This is a genomic window from Longispora sp. NPDC051575 (genome assembly GCF_040681875.1).
Classification (GTDB): Bacteria; Actinomycetota; Actinomycetes; order Mycobacteriales; family Micromonosporaceae; genus Longispora.
This window is the reverse complement of the sequence record NZ_JBFAZP010000002.1, coordinates 100,026-125,060: the sequence shown is the minus strand read 5'-3', so window position 1 is coordinate 125,060 and position 25,035 is coordinate 100,026. Positions and strand designations below refer to the sequence as shown.

Here is a 25,035-nt window from a genome sequence, read left to right as displayed (position 1 = left end):
AGGAAAGTGTCAGTAGTGGAGTGGGTGGTGTACCCGGGTATGGAGGGTGTGGGAGCCTTCGGGCAACCCTCTACAGTGGAGCGTGCATCATGCTCAAACGTGTTCTCGCCCTGGCCGCCGTCACCGCCGCCCTGGTGATCCCGGGCGCCACCCCGGCCACGGCCGCACCCGCCCCTGCGGCGCAGTCCGGCCATAGCGCCGCCATCAGCTGGCCCGAGCCGTGGTCGGCGTACAGCTACCACCCGACCGACGGTCACTGCTTCTGGGCGGGGGAGAACTACCGCGCCCAGTCGTGGTCGAACCAGTACTACTGCGCCTACGAGCCGGACCCCTACCGCTACGGCACCGACTGGGTCCTCTACATCAACGACCTGTACACCCAGGGGTAGGCACCGACCACCAGGGACGGAGAGCCACCCGGGACGGAGAGCCACCCGGAACGCAGCGCCACCCGGGACGCAGCGGCGGCCGAGAAGCAGCGCCGCCCAAGACGCGGAAATGCCTGGGACGTCGGGATCGACGGTCGCGCCGATCCCGACGTCCCGGGCACCGATTCCGGATCCGAAACGCACACGTGCGAAGTCGTCGCCGGACCTCCCGGTCCCGGATGCTTCTTGTAGGGCGCTCCCTGTCGGCGGTTCCCACAGCGAACGGATCGTTCGGGCGTGGTGTTCCAGCCCGTGGGCGGGGAGCTGCCCACCCAGGCCTAGAGCGCCCGCGCGGTCCTACGGCGGGCCACGGCGAGCAGCAGGTCCAGGACGACGAAGGCGAGCAAGCTCAGGCCGAGGAGCGGGATCGCCCAGCCGATCGCGACGACCACCAGCGGACCGGGGATCAGCACCCACAGCGGCAACTGCCGCCAGCCGCCCCGGGCCGGCGGGGCGCCCAGCGGGGCGCGGCGGTCCGCGCGGGTCGGGCGGCGGCGCCACCACATCCGGTACCCGAGGACGATCAGGGTCGCGATGCCGACCGCCAGGAGGGCGAGCGCGAGCTGGTTGGCCAGGCCGAACAGGCGGCCCATGTGCGCCTGGATCCCCAGGGTGGACAGCTTCGCGAGGAACGGGCGGTCGGAGAAGTGCGCCTGCGCGGTGACCGTGCCCGTCGCGGGATCGACGGCGGCCTGGTCGCGGCGGACCGGCCAGGTGTTGTCGACCTGGGTGGCGGTCCACGCGGTGCCCGGCTCGGCGGCCACGCCCAGTTCGAGGGGGCCGTCGAGGCCGGCGGACCGGGCGGCGGCGTACACCTTGTCGAACGTGGCGGGGTCCACGGTGGAGGGTGCGCCGGCCGCGCCGTGGCCCTCGTGGCCGCCCGAGGACGAGGCCGTGGGGCCGCCCGGCAGGCCGGTGTCCAGGGGCGTGGCGGTCGCGCGCAGGGTCTCCAGGGCCGCGCCGAAGTTCTCCCCGGCGTACGTGGACCAGGTCAGGCCCGTCGCCGACAGGCCCAGGGCCCCGACCAGGACCCACACCCCGATGCTCGCGTGCCAGGACCGGGTGCCGCGTACCCCGCGAGCGCCCCGCTCCGGCAGGAGGACCGCGCGGGCCCGGCGGCGCGCGGTGCGCTGCCGGGACAGCCACAGCACCAGGCCGCCGAGGGCGATCACCCACAGCCAGCTGGCGGCGAGTTCGGAGTACAGCCGGCCGGGTTCGCCGAGTTGCAGGTGGCGGTGCAGGCCGTCGAGCCAGGTGGTGACCGGGGTGGAGCCGAACCAGGTGGTGAGCTGGCCCTGCACGGCGGCGGTGTGCGGGTTCACGAAGACGGTCTGCCGGTGGTCCTCGTCGAGGCCGGGCAGGGCGAAGACGACCCGGGTGGTGGCGTCGCCCTCGGCGGGCAGTACGCCGGTGACGGTGCCGGCGGGGAGCGCGGCCTGGGCGGCGGCGACCTGGTCGGCGAGGGGGCGGGTGCCGCCCGTGGTGCTGGACGCGGTGAGCACGTCGCCGTAGACGAGGTCGTCGATCTGCGGGGTGAACGCGTACAGCAGGCCGGACAGGGCCGCCACCAGGAGGAACGGGGCGACCAGGACGCCGGCGTAGAAGTGCAGGCGGCGGAGCAGGGGGAGGATCGACCACACCGGTGCCGCCGGCCCGTCGGACTGGTCCGGGGGAGCGGTCGGGGAGAGGGCAGTGGACACGGCGGACTCCAGCGGGGCGAGGGGAACACGGACGCTGCCCCTTCAGTCGGCGCCCGCCCCGGTCCAGTTCCCGGCCGGTGGGTGACGTGGCCCACGGGGTCCGCCGGGAACTTTTCGGCCCCGGCACACGACGCGAAGACCGAGGGAAGAACCGTTTCGGGGGTACGCGGGAAGGGTAGGTGTCCGGGATGAACCATTCTGTGCTCGCCCGGCCCCGCACCGAACTCGCCCGCTGGCTGGGCCTCGCGGCCTTCGGGGTCGTGGTGGCCGCCGCCGCCGCGATCGGCGCGCTGGGCGTGGGCACCGCCGCGGAGGACTACGCCACCCTGGACCGCCCGTCCTGGGCACCCCCGGCCTGGCTGTTCGGACCGGTCTGGACCGTGCTGTACGTGATGATCGCCGTCGCCGGCTGGCTGGTGTGGCGGCGCACCGGGCTCACCGGCCCCGCCATGGCGCTGTTCGCCACCCAGCTCGTGCTGAACGCCCTGTGGACCCCGGTCTTCTTCGGCCTCGGCCGCTACGGTCTGGCGCTGATCGTCATCGTGGCGATGTGGTGCGCGATCGGGGTCACGGTCGTCCTGTTCCGGGCGGTGTCGCGCCCCGCCGCCGCGCTGCTCCTGCCGTACTGGGCGTGGGTCACCTTCGCCACCGCGCTCAACGCCGCGATCTGGTGGGCCAACTGAACCCCGTTTGGCCACGGCCCGGAACGGGCAACCACTCTCCATGTCCCCCCGTAACCCCGCACGCCAGGCCGCCGACAGCGACACCCTCGAATTCTGGGCCCGCGCCGGACTCGTCGGCTGGGGCGTCACCCACCTCCTCGTCGCCTTCCTCGCCGCCCAGATCGCCCTGGGCCGGCCCGACAAGGAGGGTGACCAGTCCGGCGCGTTGGCCACGATCGCGGAGCACCCGTTCGGGGTCGCGGCGCTGGTCGCCGTCGCTCTCGGGTTCCTCGCGCTGGTCGTCTGGCAGGGGCTGGAGGCGGCCGTCGGCGACCACGGGGCGTGGGGCCGGGTCGCCGCCGTCGGCCGGGCCGTCATCTACGGGGCGCTGGCCCTCAGCGCCGGCAAGCTCGTGTTCGGCCAGGGCGGGTCGAAGGCCGACCAGCAGCAGACCCTGACCGCCAAGGTCCTGTCCAACCCGGGCGGGCAGTGGCTGGTGGGCCTGCTGGGGGTCGCGGTGGTGGTCGGCGCGGGCGCCCTCGTCTGGTACGGGCTGAGCGACCGCTACGCCAAGCACCTGTCGCGCACGCCCACCTGGGTGACGTGGTCCGCGCGGGTCGGCTACGCCGCGAAGGGCCTGGCCTACGGCATCGTCGGCGCGCTGGTCGTCGCCGCTGCGGTCACCTTCGACGCGGCGAAGTCCCGGGGCCTCGACGAGGCGCTGCGCACCCTGGCGGCCCAGCGGCACGGCACGCTCCTCCTCGGCCTGGTCGCCGCCGGCCTCGCCGCGTACGGGGTGTTCGGCCTGGCCCAGGCCCGCTACCGCAAGATCTGAGCCACCGGCCCGGGCAACATCGGACCAGCCCCGCCCGGGCAAGATCGGACCAGCCCGCCCGGGCTACGGCACCGCCAGCCCCCATGGGGCCTCAGCGCAGCCCGGCGCGCCCCGCCTTCCACAGCCCCCGGTTCCGGGGCCACACACCGGAACCGCCGGCCCCCGGTACCCGAATAAATGCCCTGCTGGGTCGACATCCGGCGCGAAAGGGTCGAACACACCCCGCGCCCCCTCGAAGATTTCTGTCAAAAAACAGTTTTGGAACAGCAGTTCCGCCGAAGTCCTGTCCGACCTGTCGCGCGCGGACCGCCGGTCCATACCTTGCTTGCCTGGTACGACCCACCCCTCAGAGGAGAACCAGGCATGAGGAACAGAACAGCGGGTGTGCTCGTCGCGGCATCCGTCACGATCGGTTTCGTGGCCGTGGCGGGGCCCGCCGCCCAGGCCGCCGAGGGCGTCATCCGCAACGCGGGCGCGCCGACGGCGGTGTCGGGCAAGTACATCGTCGCGTTGAAGGACGCCCCGGCGGGCGTGGCGGCCGCCGCGGCCGTCCGGTCGCGCGCGGACGGGCTGACCGGCAAGTTCGGCGGCTCCGTCGGGTACGTCTACGACCAGGTGCTCGGCGGCTTCTCGGCGCGGATGACCGAGTCCCAGGCGCGCCGGCTGGCGGCGGACCCCTCGGTCGCCTACGTCGAGCAGGTCCAGACCATGGGGATCGCCGACACCCAGAACAACCCGCCGAACTGGGGCGACGACCGGATCGACCAGCGGGACCTGCCGCTGAGCAAGTCCTACACGTACCCGTCGAACCCGGGCCAGGGCGTCACGGTGTACGTGCTGGACACCGGCCTCAACCCGAACCACTCCGAGTTCACCGGCCGGGTCAAGCAGGGCTACGACTTCATCGACAACGACTCCAACCCGGCGGACTGCCACGGGCACGGCACGCACGTCGCCGGCACCGCCGTGGGCACCACCTACGGGGTCGCCAAGAAGGCCAACATCGTCTCCGTGCGGATCCTGAACTGTCAGGGCAACGGCGAGGACGACCAGATCCTGGCCGGCATGAACTGGATCAAGAACAACGCGGTCAAGCCGGCCGTCGCCAACTACAGCGTCGGCTGCGGCAGCCGGTGCAGCAGCGACTCCCTGGACAACGCCGTGAAGGCGCTGATCGCGTCCGGGGTGCAGTTCGTGCAGGCGGCGGGCAACAACAACGACGACTCGTGCTACTTCAGCCCGCAGAAGGTGCCGGCGGCCATCACGGTCGGCAACAGCACCAGCGCGGACGCGCGGTACACGGGGACCGGGCAGTCCAACTACGGTTCCTGCCTGGACATCTGGGCGCCGGGTACGAACATCATCTCGGCCTCGTACAGCAGCAACACCGGCACCGCGACCATGACGGGTACGTCGATGGCGTCCCCGCACACGGCCGGCGCCGTCGCGCTCTACCTGGGCGCGAACCCGAACGCCACCCCGCAGCAGGTCCGCGACGCGCTCGTCAACAACGGCAGCACGGGCAAGCTCACCGGCATCAACTCCGGCTCGCCGAACGTGCTGCTCTACACCGCCTTCATCGGCGGCGGCACCCCGACCGACCCGTCGGTGACGAACCCGGGCAACCAGTCCACGGCCGTCGGCGGCACCGCGAACCTGCAGCTGCAGGCGTCCGGCGGCACCTCGCCGTACACCTGGAGCGCCTCGGGTCTGCCCGCCGGCCTGTCCATCGGGTCGAGCACCGGCAAGATCACGGGCTCGCCGACCACCCAGGGCTCCAACAACGTGACCGTGACCGTCACCGACTCGGCCAACAAGACCGGGAACGCGTCGTTCACCTGGACCATCGGCGGCTCGGGCGGCTGCACGGCGACCCAGGTCGTCGGCAACACCGGCTTCGAGAGCGGCAGCACCCCGTGGACGGCGAACGCGAACGTGATCGGCAGCTGGTCGCAGCAGGCGGCGCACGGCGGCAGCCGGTACGCGTGGCTCGGCGGCCAGGGCGGCAGTCACACCGACTACGCGTCCCAGTCGGTGACCATCCCCTCGGGCTGCGCGACGGTGACGCTGCGGTTCTGGCTGCACATCGACACGGCCGAGACCGAGAACGTGGCCTACGACAAGCTGACCGTCACGCTGGGTAGCACCACGGTCGCGACCTACTCCAACCTGAACAAGGCGGCCGGGTACGCCGAGAAGGTGTTCGACGTCAAGCAGTTCGCCGGCCAGACCGTGACGCTGAAGTTCAACGGCGTCGAGGACTCCAACCTGCAGACCAGCTTCGTCGTCGACGACGTGACCATCTCCGCCTCCTAGAAAGCCCCCTCCGGGAGGACACGGCCGGCGCGTGGTCAGCGCGCCGGCCGTGCCGCCGGTTCCGCCCACCTACTGGATCAACCCTTAACAATCCGTGACCCGGGGTGGATACTCCTGGAATGCGGGAGCAGATCATCGGCAGGGAACTGGCCCATGTGCTGCGGACCGGGCCGTTCTCCGCCGCGCTGCACCTGGCCATCGAGGCCAGCGGCCTGCGGATGGAGGAGATCCAGACCCGGCTCGCCGACCAGGGGATCATGGTCAGCCAGACCACGCTGGCCTACTGGCGCCGGGGCCGCAGCCGCCCCGAGCGCCCCGCCTCCCTCCGCGCCGTGGGGGCGCTGGAAGGCATCCTGGGCCTGCCGGCGGACGCGCTCACCGCCCAGCTCGGCCCCCGCCGCCCGCGCGGCCGCTGGCTGGACCACCCGCCGGGCACGATGGAGATGGCCGAGGTCTGGTCGGACTCCAAGGGCCTGGCGGAGCTGCTGGCGGCCATCAACACCCCCGTGCACAACATCCTGCACCGGGTGAGCATGCACGACCTGTTCGTGATCGGCCCCGACCGTGGCGCGGTCACCCTCGCCACCCGCGCGGTGGTGCGCGCCACGGCCGACAAGGTGTCCCGCAGCGTGTTCGTCTACCACAACGACGAGGGCGAGGGCGGGCTGCCGACGGTGCACCCGGTCCGCAACTGCCGGATCGGCCGGTCCCGGACCGACCCCGGCGGGGAGTTCCTCGTCGCCGAACTGATCTTCGACCGGGTGCTGGGCACGGGCGACACGGCGGCCATCGAGTACGAGCTGCGGTTCGGTCCCGGCGCCCTCTCCGACCACTACCACCGCGCCTTCCCGGCCGAGGCGGGCGACTACCTGCTCCAGGTGCAGTTCGACCCGGAGGCGTTGCCGGCCCGGTGTTTCCGGTACAGCCGGCGGCGCGAGAACGCGCCCGACCAGGGGGTCCGCGAGGTGTGGGTGGGGGCCGCGCACGGGGCGCACCTGGTGGATCGGGACATCGCGCCGGGGCTGGTGGGGCTGCGCTGGGAGTGGGACTAGAGGCCAGCCCCGTGCGCCGGGGGCGATCCGGCCTCCGCGCGCCGCGTGCGCGAACGCGCACCCACCCTGCGGACTCGCGCACGGCTTGTTCATTCGAGTGCCATATTGTTGAAACCTGTTCGTCACGGGTCGCCGATCGAACGCCGCCTCCCACCAGGGAAAACAAGTCATCGGATGACAGTCGCCATTCCTGGCGATTCATCGACGCGCGATTCGCGTTCCATTGACATTGATCGGATCACTGCCTAGTTTCAGCGGCACTGATCCGGACGTCGACAGGAGCGTGGCGAGATGGCGGACAACGACTACGGGACGGACCGGGGCCCCAGCCGCCGCGCGGTCCTCCGGACGTCCGGCGCGGCGGGCGCGGCCCTCGCCCTGGGCGGGGTGCTGCCGGCCCCGGCGCACGCCGCCCCGACCGGCCCGACCGCGACGACCGCCCCCGCCCCGGCGGCCCTCGTGCCCGAGGCCACCGCCACCGAGCTGTGGTACCCGGCCCCGGCCGCCGAGAGCGCCATCATCTCCGAGGGCCTGCCCGTGGGCAACGGCCGGATCGGCGCCCTGGTCGGCGGTGACCCCGCCCGCGACTTCCTCTACCTGGCCGACGCGACCCTGTGGACGGGCGGCCTGAACGCGACCCTCCAGGGCGACGGCCAGTTCCCGTACGGCGTGAACGACTTCGGGTCCAACACCCTGCTCGCGAAGGTGTACCTGGCCCTGCCGGCCCACCCCATGTCCGCCGTCACCGGTTACCGCCGCCGCCTGGACCTCAGCAACGGCCTGGTGACCACGGCCTACACGTACCAGAACGTCACCTACCGCCGCGAGGTGTACGCGAGCCACCCCGACAACGTGCTCGTCGTCCGGCTCACCCAGAGCGGCGGCGGCTCGCACACCGGCACCCTGACCCTCAACGGCACCCACGGCGAGACCACCACCGCGTCCGCCGGCACCGCCTCGTTCGGGGCGACCCTGGCCAACGGCCTGAGGTACGGTGCCGTGGCCAAGCTGGTCGGCGCCGGCGGCACGGTCACCGTCAGCGGCGCGAACGTCGCGTTCACCGGCTGCACCGAGGTCCTGATCGTCCTGAGTGGCGGCACCAACTACGTGCCCGACCCGGCGAAGGGCTTCAAGGACCCGGCCGTGGACCCGAAGGCGGTCGCGGGCACCCGGGCCACCGCCGCCGCCACGGCCGGGGGCGCGACCCTGCTGGCCCGGCACGTGGCGGACTACCAGGCGCAGTACCAGACGATGGCCGTTGATCTGGGCACTTCCACCGCCGCGCAGCGGGCCAAGGACACCTGGGCGCGGCTGACCGACCGGGCCGTCGCCGGTGCCCCGTCGGACCCGGAGCTGGAGGCGAGCTACCTGCAGTTCGGCCGCTACCTGACGATCACCGGCTCGCGGACCAGCGTCCCGATGAACCTCCAGGGCCTGTGGCTGGACCGCAACAACCCGGACTGGATGGCCGACTACCACACCGACATCAACGTCCAGATGAACTACTGGCTGGCCGACCGGGCCGGCCTCGGCGGCAACTTCGCCGCGTTCGCCGACTACTGCGTCTCCCAGCTGTCCTCGTGGACCACCCAGACCCAGGCCCTGTTCAACGACCCCCGCAACGGCTTCCGCAACTCCACCGGCCGGATCGCCGGCTGGACCACGGCCATCTCCACCAACATCTACGGCGGGATGGGCTGGTGGTGGCACCCGGCCGGCAACGCGTGGCTGTGCAACTCGCTGTGGGAACACTACGAGTACACCCTCGACCAGGCGTACCTGGCGAAGATCTATCCGTTGTTGAAGGGCGCCTGCCAGTTCTGGGAGTCGCGGCTGCTCCTGGTCGACGACCCGGCCGGCGGCACCGGCAAGGTCCTGATCGCCGACAACGACTGGTCCCCGGAACACGGGCCGACGAACGCCAAGGGCATCACCTACGCGCAGGAACTGGTGTGGGCGCTGTTCGCCCAGTACCAGGCGGCGGCCTCGGCCCTCGGGCGCGACGCGGCGTTCGCGCAGACCGTCGCCGGTCTCCAGGCGAAGCTCTACCTGCCCGTCGTCAGCCCCTCCACCGGCTGGCTGGAGGAGTGGATGACCCCGGCCAACCTCGGCGAGACCACCCACCGGCACCTCTCGCCCCTCGTCGGCCTGTTCCCCGGCGACCGGATCACGGTCGACAACAGCCCCACGAACCTGATCACGGGGGTACGCAACCTGCTCACTGCCCGGGGCATGGACTCCTACGGCTGGGCCGTCGCCTGGCGCGCCCTGTGCTGGGCCCGGCTGAAGGACGCGTCCCGCGCGTACCAGCTGATCCTCACCGCCATGCGGCCCTCGGTGAACTTCGGCAACGGCACGGCCCGCAACTTCCTCGACATGTACAGCTTCGGCAACCGGGCCACGTTCCAGATCGACGCGAACCTCGGCACCCCGACCGCCATGCTCGAAACCCTGCTCTACTCCCGCCCCGGCGTGATCGAACTGCTGCCCGCGCTGCCGTCCGGCTGGGCCACGGCCGGCCGGGTCACCGGGATCGGCGCCCGGGGCGGGTTCGTCGTCGACCTGACCTGGGCGGCCGGCCAGGCCACCTCCGCCACCCTCCGCAGCGTCGGCGGCACCTCCACCGTCGTCCGGTACGGCGCCTGGAGCCAGACCGTCACCCTGGCGCCCGGCGGCTCGGTCACGGTGACCCCGCCGCCCCGGCTCTCCGGCGACTTCGTGCTCGTCAACCGGCGCAGCGGCAAGGCGATCGACGTACCCGGGGCCTCGCAGACGGCGGGGACCGCGCTGATCCAGTACGCCCAGCACGGCGCCGTGAACCAGCGGTGGCGGTTCGCGGACGTCGGCGGCGGGGAGTACACGGTGACGAGTGTCAGTTCGGGGCTGCTCGCCGACGTGAACGGCGGGTCCGCCGCCGACGGGGCGACGATCATCCAGTGGACGGCGACCGGCGCCACCAACCAGCGGTGGCGGCTCGCCGACGCCGGGGGCGGGTACGTGAAGGTGGTCAGCGTGAAGAGCGGGAAGGTGGTGGGGGTGGCCGGCTCCTCCACGGCGGACTCGGCGGCGGTCGTGCAGCAGACGGACACGGGGGACAGCAGCCAGCAGTGGCGGATGATCCCGGCCTGACGTCCGGTGGTGGCGGGCCCGGCCGTTGGTGAAGGCCACCGGCCGGGATGCCCGTCGGGCCCGGTGGCGGTACGACCGGCCCGGTCCGGATGTCACCGGTGAGATCGCGATGACCGACGGTGACTTTCGTGCCCGTCGGTTGCGGTGATTCCGGGGGAATTCGCCTTCAGGCGCAGCTCACGGGCCGAGGCCCCGCCCCGGACCAGATAGCGGTACGTAGTCGGGGTCCGGGGAAACCTCCGTACCCCGACGGATGCCGGATCGACCGGCGGCTCTCTAGGCTCTGCCCATGAGTCAGCCGATGTGGACGGTTCCCGGTTACGACGAGGTCCGGGAACTGGGTCGGGGCGGGGCCGGTCGGGTGGTGCTCGCCGAGCACGCCGAAACCGGGACCAAGGTCGCGATCAAGTACCTCGCGGACGAGTTGTGCCGGACGCCGGAGCTGCTCGCCGGGTTCCGGGCCGAGGCGCGGCTCCTCGCCGAGTTGAGCGCGCCGAACATCGTGCGACTGTTCGAGTACGTGGAGACCGACGCCGCCGCCGCGATCGTGATGGAACTCGTCGACGGCGTGCCGCTGCGCGCCCTGCTCCGCGAGCACGGGGCGACCAGCCCCGAGGCGGCGCTGCACGTGCTCAAGGGCTCTCTGCTCGGGCTGGCCGCCGCGCACGTCGCCGGGGTGGTGCACCGCGACTACAAGCCGGAGAACGTGCTGGTCACCACGCGCGGGGAGAGCAAGCTCGCCGACTTCGGGATCTCGGCGCGCACCGGGAGCACCGGGATCCTGGCCGGGACGCCCGCGTACATGGCGCCCGAGCAGTGGCGGGGGGAGCCGGCCAGCCCGCGCACCGACATCTACGCGGCGACCGCCACCTTCTTCGAGTGCGTGACCGGCGGGAAGCCGTATCCGGCGCAGACGCTGGACGGTGCCCGCTACCAGCACGAGAACGCCGACATCCCGGTCGGGGAGCTGCCCGGGCCGGTCCGGGAACTCGTCCGGCGCGGGCTGGCCAAGCGCGCGCAGGACCGGCCGAGCGACGCGGCGGCGTTCGTCGCGGAGCTGGACTGGGCCGCCAGCGCCGGCTACGGGCCCGACTGGGAGTCCCGGGGCCGCCGGCAGCTCGCCGAACGCGTCGCGTTGCTGGCCCTGCTGCTGCCGCTCGGGGTCGGGGCCGTGCAGAGCGGCGCGGCGGCCAAGGGGGTCGTGGCGGCCAAGACGTTCCTCGGGCTCGGCCGGACCGCGAAGCTCGTCACCGCCTCGTCGTTGGCGGTGACCGTGCTGGCGCTCGCCGCGTTCGGGTACGCGATCGCGGGGCCCGGCGGCCCGTCCTCGGCGGACCCGGTCACCGGGGGCAGCACGGTCGTCGAGCCGGGCGCGCTGCCGTCGCCGGGGGTGTCGGGCGCCCTGCCGTCGGCCACGCCCTCGCCCTCGGCCACGCCGTCGGTCTCCCCGTCGCCGGGTGGGCCGACGCCGACGAAGACCCCGCCCCTGACCCCGCCCGCCAGCCCCACCGGGATCGCGCCGCCGACCTCGCCGGTGGCGCTGTTCTACGACGGCGTGATCGACTGGAACTGCGCCGCCCAGCTGCGGATCGGCACGAACATCCACGTGGAGCCGCCGAACCAGAACCCGATCGTCGTGCACGTCCGGTACCGGGGGATGGCCGGGGCGAACGGCCCGTACACCGGGATCGACCGGACGGAGCACCTGACGCTGTCCGGGCAGCTCGACTACAACACGGTGAGCGCCGTGAACGTCACCCAGGCCGAGCACGACGCCAACGGGAACACGTACGTCCGGGTCGAGGTCACCTCGACGCCGCCCGGGCTGAACGGGCCGCTCCTGCTGACCCGGGACCGCCCGAACTGCTACTCCTGAGCCGGATCGGCGGCCGGGCGGTGCCTCCCGGCGTCGGCGGCCAGTCTCTAGTCCGTCGCGGACGGCTCCGGGTCGGCGAAGACGAACGTGTCGAGGGCGGCCACGATCTCCGGCGGGATGTCGTGGCCGCCGTCGAAGGGCCGCCACGTCACGTCGTAGCCGTACCTGTCCAGCAGGTCCCTGGCCTGTTCGCCGCCCGGGAACGGCACCTGCGCGTCGGTCCGGCCGTGCGCGACGAGCACCCGCGGGCGGCGCGGACCGGGGGCGTGCAGCCCGGCGAGGGAGTCGGCGAGCAGCACCCCGGACAGGGCGGCCACCCGGTCGACCCCGGCCTCGGCCCGCAGCGCCACGTCGAGGGCGAGCATCGCGCCCTGGGAGAAGCCGGCGACGACCACGGCTTCGGGCGCGTACCGGGCCCGGACGGTCGCCAGCAGCCCGAGCACGGCCTCCCGCGCGGCCGTGACCAGCGCGTTGGGCACGTGGTCGGCGGGCGGCTGGTCGTCCCAGGCCCAGGCGGGGCGCGTGTCGGGCTCCAGGCGCCACCAGGCCCGGCCGCCGCCGAACTCGGGGAGCGGGCCGGCCGGGGCGAACACCCGGGTCCCGGGCCGGGCGAGCAGTTGGCCGAGGCCGACCATGTCGTCGCCGGGGGCGCCCCAGCCGTGCAGCAGGATCAGCGCCGTGCCGCCGCGTTCGTCCTCGGGCATCGCGGTGAGGACGGCGACGCGCAGGCCGGCGGGTTCGTCGGGGGAGGTCATGGCGGGAGCTTACCCAGCGCGGCGCCCCGCTCTTCGTTCGCATTCCGACGGTAGTGACGCCTGTCGTTTGTCCGCTGTCGTCCGCGCTGGCCGGTCTTGCAAAATCCAGGAAGGCCGGACCTCTTGTGTTGCATCGAATCCCGTCATAGTCTCGGCCCCGAGGCAGTAACAACGGTGAACGAACGAAGTGGGGAGCGCTCCGGTGACGCAGCTGCGGTCGGCCCAGAAGGGGACCAAGCGGTCCCTGCGCGCCCGCAACGACGTGCTCGTGTTGCAGAGCGTCGCCGTCGGTGACGGTCAGGTGGCCCGGACGGACATCGTGCGGGAGACGGGCCTGCCGGCCGCGACGGTGTCCGACATCGTGGCGTCCCTGATCGAGCGCCGCCTCGTCCGCGAGTCCGGACTGGCCGGTTCACGCGGTGGCAAGCCCCGGACGCTGCTGGAACTGGACCGCGACCACCACCGGTTCATCGGGGTGCACGTGGGCCGCCGGCAGATCACCGCCAGCCGGCTGACCCTGACCGGCCGGGCCGAGCAGACCGTGACCATCCCGCACTTCCCCGGCGACGACACGATCGCGGTGGCCGCCTCGGCGGTGCACCGGCTGACCACGGCCGGCGGCACGATCACGGCGATCGGGGTGGCGGTGCCCGGCATCGTCACCGCCGACGGCACGATCCGCGAGGCCGTCAACTACAACTGGCACATGCTGCCCTTCGGCAGGGAGCTGTCCGAACGGTGCGGCAACGCACCCGTGCACGTGGTCAACGACGCCAACGCCGTCGCGCTGTCCGAGGTGGCGCTGTCCACCCAGTGGGGCGTGAGCGTGGTCCTGATCTGGATCGGGACCGGGATCGGCGCGGGCATCGTCCTCGACGGCCGGCTCTACGAGGGCCGCGAGTTCCGCAGCGGCGAGATCGGCCACCTCGACATCGGCACGTCGCTGCGCTGCCGGTGCGGCCTGGTCGGCTGCCTGGAGACGGTGGCCACCCTGCCGACCCTGGTCGGGGACGCGTCCGGGGCGGTCGTGGACCGGTTCCTCGCCGGTGCCGACGACGGCGAGGCCCGGGGCCTGCGGGAACGCATCACCCGGGGCGCCCGGGAACTGGCCCGGCTGCTGTCGATGCTCGCCGCGACCCTGGACGTCACCGACTTCGTGGTCGGCGGCCCGCTGGTCGGCGACCCGGTCGGCCCGGCGCTGCTCCGCGCGACGAACGAGGCCCTGGCCCTGCGGGTGATGCCCGGCTTCGCGCCGGTGACGCTGCGGTTCTCCACCCTCGGGGAGCACAGCGTCGTGATCGGAGCGACGGCGCACGCGATCTGCCAGGAGTTCGGCGTGATGCTCACGATGCCCGGCAGCACCGAGACGGCCGAGACCGTCCCAGGGGTCGCCGTATGACAGCGGCGCACTAGGACACCACCCACACCGCACCACCGACACCCGGCCCGCGCCGGGTGGCGGGAGAACACGTCCTGGTCACCGTCGACCGGGGTTCACGGGGAGCACGACCCAGGAGAACACGGACGTCGGCCGGACACCCTCACCCGACCGACGCCGAGGAGCAAGGAGCCCCCTCATGAGAACGCGCACCTTCGCCCGGGCGGCGGTGGCCGCACTGGCCGTCGTCGGCTCCCTCACGCTCGCCGCGCCACCCGCCATCGCGGCGGACAACCCCGCCCCGGCCGTCGTTCCCGCGTTGCAGGAGTGGACCGCCGGCGCCGGATCGCTCCAGCTCAGTGCGTCGAGCCGCGTCGTGGTACCGGCGGGCGCGTCCCCCCGCCTCACCCAGCTCGCCACCCAGCTGGTCGCGGAGATCACCGAACTGACCCCGCTCCGGCTGACCACCGCCACCGGCAGCCCCGCCCAGGGCGACATCGCCCTGCGGGTCGACCCGAACGCCTCCTACGGCGCGGTCCTGGCCAACCTCAAGCCCGAGGCCTACCGGCTGGCCACCACCGCCGCCAGCGTGACCATCACCGGCGCGTCCGACACCGGCCTGTACTACGGCACCCGCTCCCTGCTCCAGATCCTGGTCAAGGGCAGCACGGTCCCGCTCGGTACCGCCGTGGACTACCCGAACTACGCGGTCCGCGGGTTCATGCTCGACGTCGGCCGCCGGTACTTCACGCCGGAGTTCATCCAGTCGTACATCAAGTGGATGGGGTGGCTGAAGCTCAACACGTTCCAGCTGCACCTCAACGACAACGAGATCCACCCGGCCAACGGGGATTGGTCCAAGGCGTACTCGGCGTTCCGGTTGAAGAGCACCAACCCCGACTTCGCCGGCCTGGCCGCCACGGACGGCTCCTACACCCGGGCGAACTGGGACTCCTTCGAGGCGACCGCCGCCGCGCACGCCATCACCCTGGTGCCCGAGATCGACGCGCCCGGCCACGCCCGCGCGTTCGTCAAGGCGCACCCCGAGCTCGGCCTCAACGGTGGCAACTCCGACAACCTCGACCTGAGCAAGGCCGCGACCACGACGTACATGAAGAGTGTGTACTCCGAGTTCGCCCCGTGGTTCAAGGGTTCCGCGCTGCACATGGGCGCCGACGAGTACCCCGGTGACAAGGCTCTTCTCAAGGTCTACATCAACACGATGGCCGGCCACATCCGCTCCCTCGGCAAGCAGGTCCGGATCTGGGGCGGCTTCAGCGTCTTCCCCGGCGGCGCCACCGGCTACGACCGCGACATGACCGTCAACAGCTGGAACAACGGCTACTACTCCGGCCCGGCGGCCATCGCCGACGGCTACGACGTCATCAACTCCAACGACGGCCAGCTGTACGTCGTGCCCTTCGCCGACTACTACCACGGCAACGGCCTCGACGCGTCCTCGCTGTACAGCTCCTGGGAGCCGCACGTGTTCGGCGACCAGACGGTGCCCGTCCAGCACGCCCGGCTGAAGGGCGCCATGCCGGCGGTGTGGAACGACCTGGTGCACGCCACCTACACCGAACTCGACGTGCACGGCCTGGTGAAGAAGTCCTTCGCGGTCCTGGCCCAGAAGCAGTGGTCGGCGAAGAAGTCCGGCACCGACTACGGGGCGTTCACCTCCCTGGTGGCCGCGGTGGGCATGGGCCCGGGCGTCGCCTACCTCAAGCCCGTGGTCAACCCGAACGACCTGGCGCTGAACCGGCCGACGACCGCGTCCTCGCAGGAGACCGCCGGCCTCGCCCCGGTCTTCGCCACCGACGGGGAACAGGCCACCCGCTGGGCGAGCACCTACAGCGACAACCAGTGGATCCAGGTCGACCTCGGCGCCACGAAGTCGGTCGGCGGCGTCGTTCTGGACTGGGAGGGCGCCTACGGCAAGGACTACGACATCCAGGTCTCCGCCGACGGCACGACCTGGACGACGGTCTCCCAACGCCGGGGCCGCACCACGGCGGGCGTGGACGCCGTCACCCTCACCCCGGTGAACGCCCGGCACGTCCGGATGCAGGGCCTCGCCCGGGGCACGACCTACGGGTACTCGCTGTTCCGGTTCGAGGTGCTCGCGGCGGCGGCCTCGACGGACCTGGCCCGCGGCGGCACCGCCACCGCGTCCTCCACCGAGACGGCGAACTTCACGGCGCCCAGGGCCAACGACGGCGACCCGGCCACCCGCTGGTCCAGCGCCTACACCAACGGCGAGTGGCTCCAGGTCGACCTGGGCTCGGCGAAGACCGTCGGCCGGGCCGTCCTGACCTGGGAGGCCGCCTACGGCAAGGACTACGACCTCCAGGTCTCCGCCAACGGCACCACCTGGACGACCGTGGCGACCCGGCGCGGGGAGAACGGCGGCGTGGACGACGTCACGTTCACCCCGACCTCGGCCCGCTTCGTCCGGATGCAGGGCGTCACCCGGGGCACCACCTACGGGTACTCGCTCTACACGTTCGAACTCCGCAGCTCCTGAACGGCCGGGAGCGGGCCGCCCGGACAGGCGGCCCGCTCCCGGGTCACGGGACCCGGACGAGGTCCCGCGACGCTCAGGACACCGTCAGCGCGGTGTCGTCGACGACGAAGTTGGTCACGAGGCTGGCGTCCTCGGTACCGGTGAACGTGATCGTGACGGTCTGCCCGGCGTAGGACGCCAGGTTGAACGTCTTCTGCGTGTACCCGGTGGCCTTGTTCAGGTTGCTGTACGTGGCCAGGGTGGTGCTGCCGACCTTCACGGTCAGCTTGTCGTACTGCACGGTGGTGGTCGTCTCGGTGCTGTCGATGTGCAGCCAGAACGACAGGGTGTACGTGGAGCAGCCCGCCGGGACGGCCACCGACTGCGACGCCGTCGTGGTGTTGGTGGTGCCCTTGCCGCCCAGCAGCGCGAGCTTGGTGCCGCCGTGCGCCGGCTGCGCGGTGGTGCCGGCCCGGACCACTCCGGTCGACGCGGTCCACGGGGTGGCCGTGGCGTCCTCGAAGCCCGGGTTGCCGAGCTTCTGGCCGGCACCGGTGCAGCCGGGGCCGCCGTTGACCGTGAGGGCGTAGGTCACCGAGTGCGTCGCGCCGGTGCCGGTCCCCGTCACGGTGATCGTGTACGTCCCCGGCGTCGCGGCCGTGGTCGTCGCGATCGTCAGGGTGGAGGAGTTGCCGGAGGTCACCGAAGAGGGGCTCAGGCTCGCGGTCACGCCCGCCGGGGCGCCGCTGGCACCCAGGTTCACGGTCTGCGCGCTACCGGACGTCGTGGACGTGCTGAGCGTCGCGGTGACCGAGGAGCCCGGGTTGACCGAGCCGGAGGTCGGGCTCAGGGACATCGCGAAGTCGCTGGTGGCCGAGCCGACGGTCAGCGCCCACACGGCGTAGGCGATCGAGTCCGCGTACCGGTCCAGGGACGTCGTGTTGACGTTCGAGGGGTACGAGTCGCACGACCGGTGGTAGCAGGGGTCGTACGCCGCGCCGGCCGTGCCGCCCCACTTGGTGACCTGCGCGGCCGTCTTGGTGCGGCCCGCGCCCGTGGACATCAGCGAGGAGGGGATGCCGGCGCCCCGGAAGGAGCCGTCGTCGCTGCAGCACTCGGTCGAGGTCTCGGTGGGCACGTTGATCGAGGTGAAGTACTCGCGCACCTTGACCGCGACAGCGTCGGTGCCGGTGGCGAAGTACCCGGCGTTGGTGGACGCGATCATGTCGAACGTGCCGTACGCCTTGATGGCGGTCTTCTGCGCCGCCGACAACGAGTTGACGTAGTGCTTCGAGCCGACCAGGCCCTGCTCCTCGCCGGTCCACCAGCCGAACCGGAGGTGGTTGGTCATGGTCGGGTTCGCGGCGGCCAGGGCCAGGGCGACCTCCAGCAGGGCGGTGGAGCCCGAGCCGTCGTCGTTGATGCCCGGGCCGGCCGACACCCCGTCGAGGTGCCCGCCGAACATGTAGGTCGAGCTGGTGTTGCCGCCCGGCCAGTCGGCGATCACGTTCTGGGCGGAGCCGCTGCACGAGGTACAGGTCTGCATCGTGACGGTGTACCCGGCGGCCTCCAGCTTCTGCCGCACGTACGCCGCCGACTGGGTGTAGCCGCCGGTGCCGGTCGCCCGGTTCCCGTTGTTGTTGGTGGCGATGGTCTGGAGCTGCTGCAGGTGGGCCTTGACGTTGTTGATGTCGATGTTCGGGGCGGCCAGCGTCGTGCCGGCCGCCGACGCTGCTCCGGGGGCGGCGGTCGACGGCTGGGCTCCCAGCGCCACCGTCCCCGCGACCAGGGCCAGGACGAGCCCGGCCATGCCTGTGACACGTTTCATGAGGGGACTCCTTGTGTCGGTGCCGCTACCACGGCTGGCCGTAGACAAACAGACCCAGATGCCCAACACAAGACATAGGTACCCTTGAATTGTTATGGACATAACAGGGGTCACTCCGGGTCACCTGGGGCGCCGGTCCGGCCGACCGATCGGATAGCCTCGCACGATGCCCTCACCCATGATCACCGTGTTGCGTGCGCTCAACCCGGGTTCGCCGGCCATCATGGCGCTCACCCTGAGTTCGCTCGTCGCGTCCATCGGGCGGGGCACTTTCATCACCATCAGCGTCGTGTTCTTCTCGAAGTCGGTCGGGCTGACCGCCACCCAGGTCGGGGTGGGCATGACGATCGCGGCCGTGATCGGGCTGCTGTCCGGTGTGCCAGCCGGCTACCTCGCCGACCGGATCGGCCCCCGGACCGTGACCGTCGTGCTGGGGTGCGTGCAGGCGACCGTGCTCCTCGGGTACACGATGGCGAAGGGTTTCGTGGGGTTCGTCGTCGTCGCCACCGTGGTGTCCCTCGTGGAGTCGGGGCTCGGGGCGAGCCGGGGCGCGCTGATCGCCGGGGCGGTGCCGCCCGAGGTCCGGGTCCGGACCCGGGCCTACCTGCGGTCCGTGACCAACGTCGGCTGGGTGGTCGGCGCGCTGCCGGCCGGCTGGGCGCTGGCCCACGACACCCGCAACGGCTACCTGGCCGTCATCTGGCTCAACGCGGCCCTGTTCGTCGCCTCCGCCCTGCTGAACCTGCGGGTGCCGGCCGTGCCGCCGCAGCCGAAGGCCGCCTCGGGCCCCCGCCTAGTGGCGCTGCGGGACAAGCCGTTCGTGACCCTCACCCTGCTCAACGCCGTGCTGTGCATCCACTACGGCATGCTCAACATCGCCGTCCCGCTCTGGATCATCGAACGCACCTCCGCGCCCGCCTGGGTCGTCGCGGCGGCCACGGCCCTCAACGCCGTCGTGGTCGTCGTGTTCCAGGTCCGGGCCAGCCGGGGGACCGGCGACGCGGACGGCGGCGCCCGGGCCCAGCGCGCCTCCGGGTTCCTGCTGCTCGCCGCGTGCCTGCTCTACGCGCTCGCCGCCGGCCGGCCCCCGTGGATCGCGGCGGCGGTCCTGATCGCGGGCGCGCTCGTGCACGTCCTCGGCGAGCTGCGCCAGGCGGCCGGCGGGTGGGGCATCTCCTTCTCCCTGGCGCCGGAGCACGCGCAGGGCCAGTACCAGGGGCTGTACAACATGAGCTTCGCCTTCGCGAGCGTCGTGGCGCCGGCGATCCTGACGACCGTCGTGGTCGGGTGGGGGTGGCCGGGGTGGCTGCTGTTCGGGCTGGTGTTCGCCGGGGCGGGCGCGGCGGTGCCGGCGGCGGTGCGGTGGGCCCAGCGGAGCGCGCCGGAGCTGGTCGCGCACTGACCGCGCCGGGCCGCCCCGGGCCGCGGCGAGCCGCACCGCCCCCGCCGCCCGGTGGGTTTCAGGCTTCCGGCAGGTCCAGTTCGAAGCGGGCCCCGCGCGGGCTGTCGACGGCCGTGAGGGTGCCGCCGTGCTGCGCGGCCAGGTCCCGCGCGATGGCCAGCCCCAGCCCGGTGCCGCCGGAGTCGCGGTCCCGGGCGGCGTCGAGGCGGGTGAACCGTTCGAAGATCCGCTCCCGGTCGGCGGGCGCGACCCCCGGGCCGTCGTCGGTGACCACCACGAGCACCCGGCCCCCGGCGGTGCCGACCGCGACCCGCACCTCGGTGGTCGCGTGCCGGGCCGCGTTGTCGAGCAGGTTGCGCAGCAGCCGGCCGAGCTGGGACTCGTCGCCGGTCACCACCGCCGGCCCGTCGGTGTGCGCGGTGAACCGGGGCCCGTCGGGGTGCAGGTAGCCGCGTTCGGCGGTCTGCTCGCGGGCCAGGTCGGCGAGGTCCACGGGCCGGCCGGTGGCGGTGTCGTGCCCGGCGGTCCGGTCGAGCCGGGCGAGGAGCAGCAGGTCGTCGGTGAGGGTGCCCAGCCGGCGCGCGTCGTGCAGGGTGGTGCCGAACACCGCCGGCCAGTCCACGCCCTCGGGGTGCGCGAGGGTGACCTCCAGGCCGGTGCGCAGGCTGGCCAGGGGGCTGCGGAGTTCGTGCGCGGCGTCGGCGACGAACCGGCGCTGCCGGGCCACGGCCTCCTCCAGGCGGTCCAGGGTCGCGTTGGTCGTGACGGCCAGCCGGGTGATCTCGTCCCCGGACGGCGGCACCGGGACCCGGCGGTCGAGTTCCTGGCCGGAGATCTCGGCGAGCCGGGCCCGGATCTCCTCGACCGGTCGCAGCGCCCGGCCGGTGACGAACCAGGCCATCAGGGCCACGAAGAACACCGCGAGGGGTACGACGCCCAGCAGCGCCCGGTCCAGCGCGCGCACGGCGGCCTCGGCCTCGTCGGGGAGTACCACGACGTAGGCCAGCACGTTGGTCTGGTCCAGGTACGGCTCCTGGACGGTGCCGTACTTCTCGGCGAACGCGGTCAACTGCGCGGCGGTGACCTTCCCGCTGGCCGCCACCGCGAACAGCACGTCCTTGCCGTCGAACCGGCTGTACGGCTCGTCGCCCCAGGTCCGGGCGTGCCTGATGACCTCGGAGGACCACCCCTCCTCCACACTGCCGACCTCGAAGCGGGGAAGGTCCATCCTCCCGCCCCACGCGTACATGGTGATCTCGCCGCCGCCGGTCACCATGGTGCCGTCGGTCAGCGTGATGATCCACTCGTTCCGGCCGGCGAGGTCCGGAGGCACCTCGCCGGTGCGGAACGCGGTCGAGACCAGCCTCTGCGCGACCAGGTTCGCCTGCCCCCGTTCGGCGGCCATCCGGGTGTCGTAGATCTCCGAGCGCATCCACAGCGCGCCCAGCCCGAAGACGAGCGCGGCGGCCAGGGCACTGGCGAGGGCGGCGCGCAGCCGGACCGAGGAGATCCGGCGCGGCGCGGCCCGGGCCTGGACGGCGAGCCAGTACCGGCCGGGCGCGCGCTCCCACCCGGCGGGCGACACGACCGGCCAGCCGGCACCCCGGTGCCACCGGCCCCACCGGCCGGCCCGCCACCAGCCGCCGGTGCTCCGCACGGAGCCGTCGGGGCCACGCGCGGCCCGCGACCGGCCGCTGGGGCTCCGGGCGTCCCGCGACCGGCCGTCCCGGCTAGGCACGGGCCGCCACCAGCCGGTAGCCGGCGCCGCGCACCGTCTCGATGCTGCGTACCCCGAACGGGATGTCCATCTTGCGGCGCAGGGCCCGGACGTACACCTCGACGATGTTGACGTCCCCGTCGAACGCCTGGTCCCACACCTCGTCGATGATCTCGGTCTTGGTGACCACCTCGCCGGCCCGGCGGCCCAGGCACGCGAGCACCGCGAACTCCTTCGCCGTCAGGGCCACCTCGGTGCCGCCCCGCTGGCAGCGCCGCTCGGCCGGGTCGATCCGCAGGTCGCCGACGGTGAGCACGGTCGGGCGGGCCGCCCCGCCGCGCCGGATCAGGGCGCGCAGCCGGGCGACGAGCACGACGTAGGAGAACGGCTTGGACAGGTAGTCGTCGGCGCCGGTGTCGAGGGCCTCGGCCTCGTCGTACTCGCCGTCCTTGGCCGTGAGCATCAGCAGCGGGGTGTCCACCCCGTCGGCGCGCAGCGCCGCGCACACCTGGTAGCCGTTGAGCCGGGGGAGCATGATGTCGCAGATCACCGCCCGGTAGCCGTGCAGCCGGGCGAGGGACAGGCCGGTCAGCCCGTCGTGCGCGAGGTCCACGGCGAAACCCTCGGCCATCAGGCCGTGCCGCAGGGACGCCGCCAGGGCCCGCTCGTCCTCGATCACCAGAATGCGCATCGGACCCATCGTCGCACAGCGTGACCGGCCGACCTGAAGATCACTTCAGCTGGCTTCAGGGCGCGTTCAGCCACGCCGGGCGACCGTCGCCGCATGACTCGCCGCTGGGCACCGCACGCGCTCGCCGCGCTCCTGTTCGCCGCGTACGCGGCACTGTCCGTGACCAACCATCTCCGGATGCGCACCACGGGCTACGACCTGGGCATCTTCGAGCAGGCCATCCGGGGGTACGCCGAGGGCCGCGCCCCCGTCTCCGAGCTCAAGGCCCCCGGCTTCCACCTCCTGGGCGACCACTTCCACCCGGTGCTGATGCTGCTGGCCCCCTTCTACAAGCTGTTCCCGTCCCCGCTGACGATCCTCGTCGCCCAGGCGTTCCTGTTCGCGCTGTCCGTGCTGCCGGTGGCCCGGCTGGCGGTCCGCACCCTCGGCCACCGGCGCGGGCTCGCCGTGGGCACCGCCTACGGGCTGTCCTGGGGCGTGCAGCAGGCCGTGGACTTCGACTTCCACGAGATCGCCTTCGCCGTCCCGCTGCTCGCCTTCGCGATGGAGGCCCTCGCGGACGGCCGGTGGCGGCGCGCGGTGCTGTTCGCGGTGCCGCTGCTCCTGGTCAAGGAGGACCTGGGCCTGACCCTGGCGGCGGTCGGCGGGTACCTGATCCTCCGCCGGCAGCGCGCCCTCGGGGCGGTGGCGGTCGCCGTCGGGCTCGCCGGCACCGCCCTGACCGCGCTGGTCGTGATCCCCGCGTTCAACCCGGCCGGCACGTACGCCTACGGCGCGGACGGCGACCACCTGGCCGGCCTGGACGCCAAGGCGTGGATGCTGTTCGCCCTGCTCGCCCCGACGCTGTTCCTCGCCGTGCGCTCCCCGCTGGTCCTGGTCGCCGTACCCACCGTGGCCCTGCGGCTGTGGTCGACCACCCCCAACCACTGGAGCACGCACTTCCACTACGACGCCGTCCTGATGCCGATCCTGTTCGTGGCGCTCGTCGTGGTCCTGGGCCGGATGCGCCCGGCCCGGACCGGCCGGTTGGCGGTGGGAGTTCTCGGACTCGCGCTCGCGATCGCGGCCACCCAACCCCTGGCCGGCCTGCTCACCCCCGCCGCCTGGCGGGTCACCCCCGAGGTGGCGGCCGTCCGGGCGGCCCTGGACCGGATCCCGGACGGGGCCGTGGTGGCCGCCGACAACCGGCTGGTACCGCAACTGACGGCCCGCTGCCAGGTGTTCCGGTACCCGGAGGTGCCCGCCGGGGTCCGTCCGGACTGGATCGTGACCGTCGACGGGCCGATCGGTTCCGGGGCGCCGCCCGCCGGGCCGGACGCGGGCTACGAGGTCGTGGACCGGGCCGGCGGGCTGACCGTGCTGCGACGGACGCCGATCGACGGTCAGCCACACCCCCCGACCGTCCATGATGAACGCTCTGCGACAACAATCACACGGGGGGTGACATTGCGGCCGACGGGCTCGTAGCGTGCCGGGGGTGTGGAACGTACGGAGTGTCCACTTCGCCCTAGGGAGAAACGTGCGGAACAGGTTCTTACGGACGATGATGGCGGCGGTACTCGGCGTCGGGGTGACGGTCGGGCTCGCGGCGACGGGCGGGCTCGGGGTCAGGCCGGCGTCGGCGGCCCCGGCGGCGGTGACCGCCGGGGAGAGCCTCGCCTCCTCGCCCCGCCCCGGCCCGGGCGCGGAGTCCACCGACGCGGTGGCCCCCGAGGCCGCCCCGCTGCCGGCCGGCGTGAAGACCCGGACGTGGACCGTCGCCCGGTACGCCGCCGCCTGGCGCAGGGCCAACGGCCGCGAGATGACCGACCGGGAACGCGACGCCCTCGCCCGGGGCTGCATCGGCGTCACCACGGTGAACATCGAACGCGGCAACATCAACCCGCCGCTGGGCCTGTCGTTCGGCACCTTCGACAAGGCGCGCGCCGTGCAGACGGCGCTCGACGCGGTGCTCGCCGGGGCGACCGGCCGGGCCGACTACGCCGACCGGGTCCGCAGGGATCCGCTGCTGTCGACGCTGGACAACGTGACCGGCGCCCTGCCGGGCGGTGACCCGACACAGTGGACGGCGGTCGTGTTCTCCAAGCGGTTCCACTCCGGCCAGGACTCCGGCTGGACCGCCGAGGAGACGGAGCGCGCCTTCCGCCCCGACGCGCGCGGCCAGGTCGACATGACCGACTACCGGTACCGCGCGAAGCCCGGCTACGTGAACTTCGACTACGGCTGGTACGACCCGGCGACCGGCGACTGGTGGCACGCCAACCACGCCGAGCCCGACATGGAGATCTACCAGAGCACCCTGAGGTACTACTCCCGGCCGCTCCTCGACTTCGACCGGCAGGTGTACTCGGTGACGTTCGCGAAGAAGGCCACGCCGGCATGGTATTCCTCGACGAACTAGTCGGCCTGACCGTGACCCTGCGCGGCACGGCGGCCGACGCCCACCGGGGCGCGGTCGTGCGCGGCGACGCCGACTGGGTGGTCTACGTGGAGGGCCTCGCCGACTGGGGCACCACGGCCGGACGGCCGGTGGAGGTGACCGGCCTGCTCGTCGAGACGCCGCTCGCCCCGGAGCCGGAGGTGCGCGACGGGGCGGTCAGCCACGGGGCGGCGGGGACCCGGCACGTGCTGCGCGGGGCCACCTGGCGCCTGGCGTGAACGGCCCCGGCCGGGTCACGCCGACCCGGCCGGGGCGTCAAGCCTGAGTCGTCGTTTCGGCGTCACCATCGAGCCAGCTCCGCCCGGGTCGACACCGCGACCCGG

General features: G+C 72.8%; 18 protein-coding genes. 13 read left to right on the top strand and 5 right to left on the bottom strand.

Translation table 11 applies throughout. From position 1 onward, the window contains the following. The first annotated feature begins 89 nt into the window (after nucleotides 1-89). Nucleotides 90-389, top strand: a complete 300-nt coding sequence (locus tag AB0M43_RS04510) for a hypothetical protein (RefSeq protein WP_363721130.1) — start codon at nucleotides 90-92, stop codon at nucleotides 387-389. Between the two features lie 317 nt (nucleotides 390-706). Here AB0M43_RS04510 and AB0M43_RS04505 read toward each other — a convergent pair whose 3' ends face one another. Beyond that, nucleotides 707-2,128 carry a PepSY-associated TM helix domain-containing protein gene (locus tag AB0M43_RS04505; RefSeq protein ID WP_363721128.1) on the bottom strand — a complete coding sequence of 474 codons (1,422 nt, stop codon included), beginning with the start codon at nucleotides 2,126-2,128 and terminating at the stop codon, nucleotides 707-709. A gap of 188 nt (nucleotides 2,129-2,316) precedes the next feature. On the opposite strand from AB0M43_RS04505, the gene AB0M43_RS04500 reads away from it, so the two are divergent. From AB0M43_RS04500 to AB0M43_RS04475, 6 genes are all read left to right on the top strand, one after another. Beyond that, nucleotides 2,317-2,811 (top strand): TspO/MBR family protein, encoded by a 495-nt coding sequence (locus AB0M43_RS04500; RefSeq protein ID WP_363721127.1) that lies wholly within the window; start codon nucleotides 2,317-2,319, stop codon nucleotides 2,809-2,811. Between the two features lie 40 nt (nucleotides 2,812-2,851). After that, a complete protein-coding gene (locus AB0M43_RS04495; protein ID WP_363721125.1) occupies nucleotides 2,852-3,625 on the top strand; it encodes a DUF1206 domain-containing protein in 774 nt (257 codons plus the stop codon). Between the two features lie 363 nt (nucleotides 3,626-3,988). Then, nucleotides 3,989-5,941 (top strand): S8 family serine peptidase, encoded by a 1,953-nt coding sequence (locus AB0M43_RS04490; RefSeq protein ID WP_363721123.1) that lies wholly within the window; start codon nucleotides 3,989-3,991, stop codon nucleotides 5,939-5,941. 119 nt (nucleotides 5,942-6,060) lie between these two features. After that, nucleotides 6,061-6,993, top strand: a complete 933-nt coding sequence (locus tag AB0M43_RS04485) for a hypothetical protein (RefSeq protein ID WP_363721121.1) — start codon at nucleotides 6,061-6,063, stop codon at nucleotides 6,991-6,993. A gap of 291 nt (nucleotides 6,994-7,284) precedes the next feature. Further along, nucleotides 7,285-10,122: a glycoside hydrolase N-terminal domain-containing protein gene (locus tag AB0M43_RS04480; RefSeq protein ID WP_363721120.1), complete on the top strand. Its 2,838-nt coding sequence runs from the start codon at nucleotides 7,285-7,287 to the stop codon at nucleotides 10,120-10,122. A gap of 289 nt (nucleotides 10,123-10,411) precedes the next feature. Next, nucleotides 10,412-11,998, top strand: a complete 1,587-nt coding sequence (locus AB0M43_RS04475) for a protein kinase (protein WP_363721118.1) — start codon at nucleotides 10,412-10,414, stop codon at nucleotides 11,996-11,998. Nucleotides 11,999-12,045: 47 nt separating this feature from the next. Here the strand turns inward: AB0M43_RS04475 and AB0M43_RS04470 are convergent, their stop codons facing one another. Beyond that, a complete protein-coding gene (locus tag AB0M43_RS04470; RefSeq protein WP_363721117.1) occupies nucleotides 12,046-12,753 on the bottom strand; it encodes a hypothetical protein in 708 nt (235 codons plus the stop codon). A gap of 202 nt (nucleotides 12,754-12,955) precedes the next feature. Between AB0M43_RS04470 and AB0M43_RS04465 the strand changes: the two genes are divergently transcribed. Together AB0M43_RS04465 and AB0M43_RS04460 are read left to right on the top strand one after the other, a co-directional pair. Continuing rightward, nucleotides 12,956-14,152, top strand: coding sequence for an ROK family protein (locus tag AB0M43_RS04465; protein WP_363721115.1), 1,197 nt, complete (start codon nucleotides 12,956-12,958; stop codon nucleotides 14,150-14,152). Nucleotides 14,153-14,330: 178 nt separating this feature from the next. Continuing rightward, on the top strand, nucleotides 14,331-16,655 hold the full coding sequence (locus tag AB0M43_RS04460) for a discoidin domain-containing protein (RefSeq protein WP_363721113.1): 2,325 nt from the start codon (nucleotides 14,331-14,333) through the stop codon (nucleotides 16,653-16,655). A 73-nt stretch (nucleotides 16,656-16,728) separates the two neighbouring features. Here the strand turns inward: AB0M43_RS04460 and AB0M43_RS04455 are convergent, their stop codons facing one another. Further along, entirely contained in the window at nucleotides 16,729-18,462 is a 1,734-nt protein-coding gene (locus AB0M43_RS04455; RefSeq protein ID WP_363721111.1) for a M28 family peptidase, read from the bottom strand. A 166-nt stretch (nucleotides 18,463-18,628) separates the two neighbouring features. On the opposite strand from AB0M43_RS04455, the gene AB0M43_RS04450 reads away from it, so the two are divergent. Continuing rightward, on the top strand, nucleotides 18,629-19,864 hold the full coding sequence (locus tag AB0M43_RS04450) for an MFS transporter (RefSeq protein ID WP_363721110.1): 1,236 nt from the start codon (nucleotides 18,629-18,631) through the stop codon (nucleotides 19,862-19,864). Between the two features lie 58 nt (nucleotides 19,865-19,922). Here AB0M43_RS04450 and AB0M43_RS04445 read toward each other — a convergent pair whose 3' ends face one another. Further along, nucleotides 19,923-21,602 carry an ATP-binding protein gene (locus AB0M43_RS04445; RefSeq protein ID WP_363721108.1) on the bottom strand — a complete coding sequence of 560 codons (1,680 nt, stop codon included), beginning with the start codon at nucleotides 21,600-21,602 and terminating at the stop codon, nucleotides 19,923-19,925. Beyond that, entirely contained in the window at nucleotides 21,595-22,272 is a 678-nt protein-coding gene (locus AB0M43_RS04440) for a response regulator transcription factor (RefSeq protein WP_363721106.1), read from the bottom strand. Before AB0M43_RS04440 ends, AB0M43_RS04445 begins: the two co-directional genes overlap by 8 nt. Nucleotides 22,273-22,365: 93 nt before the next feature. Here AB0M43_RS04440 and AB0M43_RS04435 point away from each other — a divergent pair, with 93 nt between their 5' ends. From AB0M43_RS04435 to AB0M43_RS04425, 3 genes are read left to right on the top strand one after another with little or no spacing between them, the layout of a single operon-like run. Further along, entirely contained in the window at nucleotides 22,366-23,739 is a 1,374-nt protein-coding gene (locus AB0M43_RS04435) for a DUF2079 domain-containing protein (RefSeq protein WP_363721104.1), read from the top strand. A 52-nt stretch (nucleotides 23,740-23,791) separates the two neighbouring features. Continuing rightward, the gene (locus AB0M43_RS04430; RefSeq protein WP_363721102.1) at nucleotides 23,792-24,673 is read left to right on the top strand and encodes a hypothetical protein; all 882 of its coding nucleotides are present in this window, start codon (nucleotides 23,792-23,794) and stop codon (nucleotides 24,671-24,673) included. Then, nucleotides 24,652-24,930, top strand: coding sequence for a hypothetical protein (locus tag AB0M43_RS04425; protein ID WP_363721100.1), 279 nt, complete (start codon nucleotides 24,652-24,654; stop codon nucleotides 24,928-24,930). Before AB0M43_RS04430 ends, AB0M43_RS04425 begins: the two co-directional genes overlap by 22 nt. Nucleotides 24,931-25,035: the final 105 nt, after the last annotated feature.

Excerpts from the sequence above, each read along its gene's own strand:
- AB0M43_RS04510 (WP_363721130.1), top strand. The coding sequence starts at position 90 with ATGCTCAAACGTGTTCTCGCCCTGGCCGCCGTCACCGCCGCCCTGGTG.
- AB0M43_RS04500 (WP_363721127.1), top strand. The coding sequence starts at position 2,317 with ATGAACCATTCTGTGCTCGCCCGGCCCCGCACCGAACTCGCCCGCTGG.
- AB0M43_RS04495 (WP_363721125.1), top strand. The coding sequence starts at position 2,852 with ATGTCCCCCCGTAACCCCGCACGCCAGGCCGCCGACAGCGACACCCTC.
- AB0M43_RS04490 (WP_363721123.1), top strand. The coding sequence starts at position 3,989 with ATGAGGAACAGAACAGCGGGTGTGCTCGTCGCGGCATCCGTCACGATC.
- AB0M43_RS04485 (WP_363721121.1), top strand. The coding sequence starts at position 6,061 with ATGCGGGAGCAGATCATCGGCAGGGAACTGGCCCATGTGCTGCGGACC.
- AB0M43_RS04480 (WP_363721120.1), top strand. The coding sequence starts at position 7,285 with ATGGCGGACAACGACTACGGGACGGACCGGGGCCCCAGCCGCCGCGCG.
- AB0M43_RS04475 (WP_363721118.1), top strand. The coding sequence starts at position 10,412 with ATGAGTCAGCCGATGTGGACGGTTCCCGGTTACGACGAGGTCCGGGAA.
- AB0M43_RS04470 (WP_363721117.1), bottom strand. The coding sequence starts at position 12,753 with ATGACCTCCCCCGACGAACCCGCCGGCCTGCGCGTCGCCGTCCTCACC.
- AB0M43_RS04460 (WP_363721113.1), top strand. The coding sequence starts at position 14,331 with ATGAGAACGCGCACCTTCGCCCGGGCGGCGGTGGCCGCACTGGCCGTC.
- AB0M43_RS04455 (WP_363721111.1), bottom strand. The coding sequence starts at position 18,462 with ATGAAACGTGTCACAGGCATGGCCGGGCTCGTCCTGGCCCTGGTCGCG.
- AB0M43_RS04450 (WP_363721110.1), top strand. The coding sequence starts at position 18,629 with ATGCCCTCACCCATGATCACCGTGTTGCGTGCGCTCAACCCGGGTTCG.
- AB0M43_RS04440 (WP_363721106.1), bottom strand. The coding sequence starts at position 22,272 with ATGCGCATTCTGGTGATCGAGGACGAGCGGGCCCTGGCGGCGTCCCTG.
- AB0M43_RS04435 (WP_363721104.1), top strand. The coding sequence starts at position 22,366 with ATGACTCGCCGCTGGGCACCGCACGCGCTCGCCGCGCTCCTGTTCGCC.
- AB0M43_RS04425 (WP_363721100.1), top strand. The coding sequence starts at position 24,652 with ATGGTATTCCTCGACGAACTAGTCGGCCTGACCGTGACCCTGCGCGGC.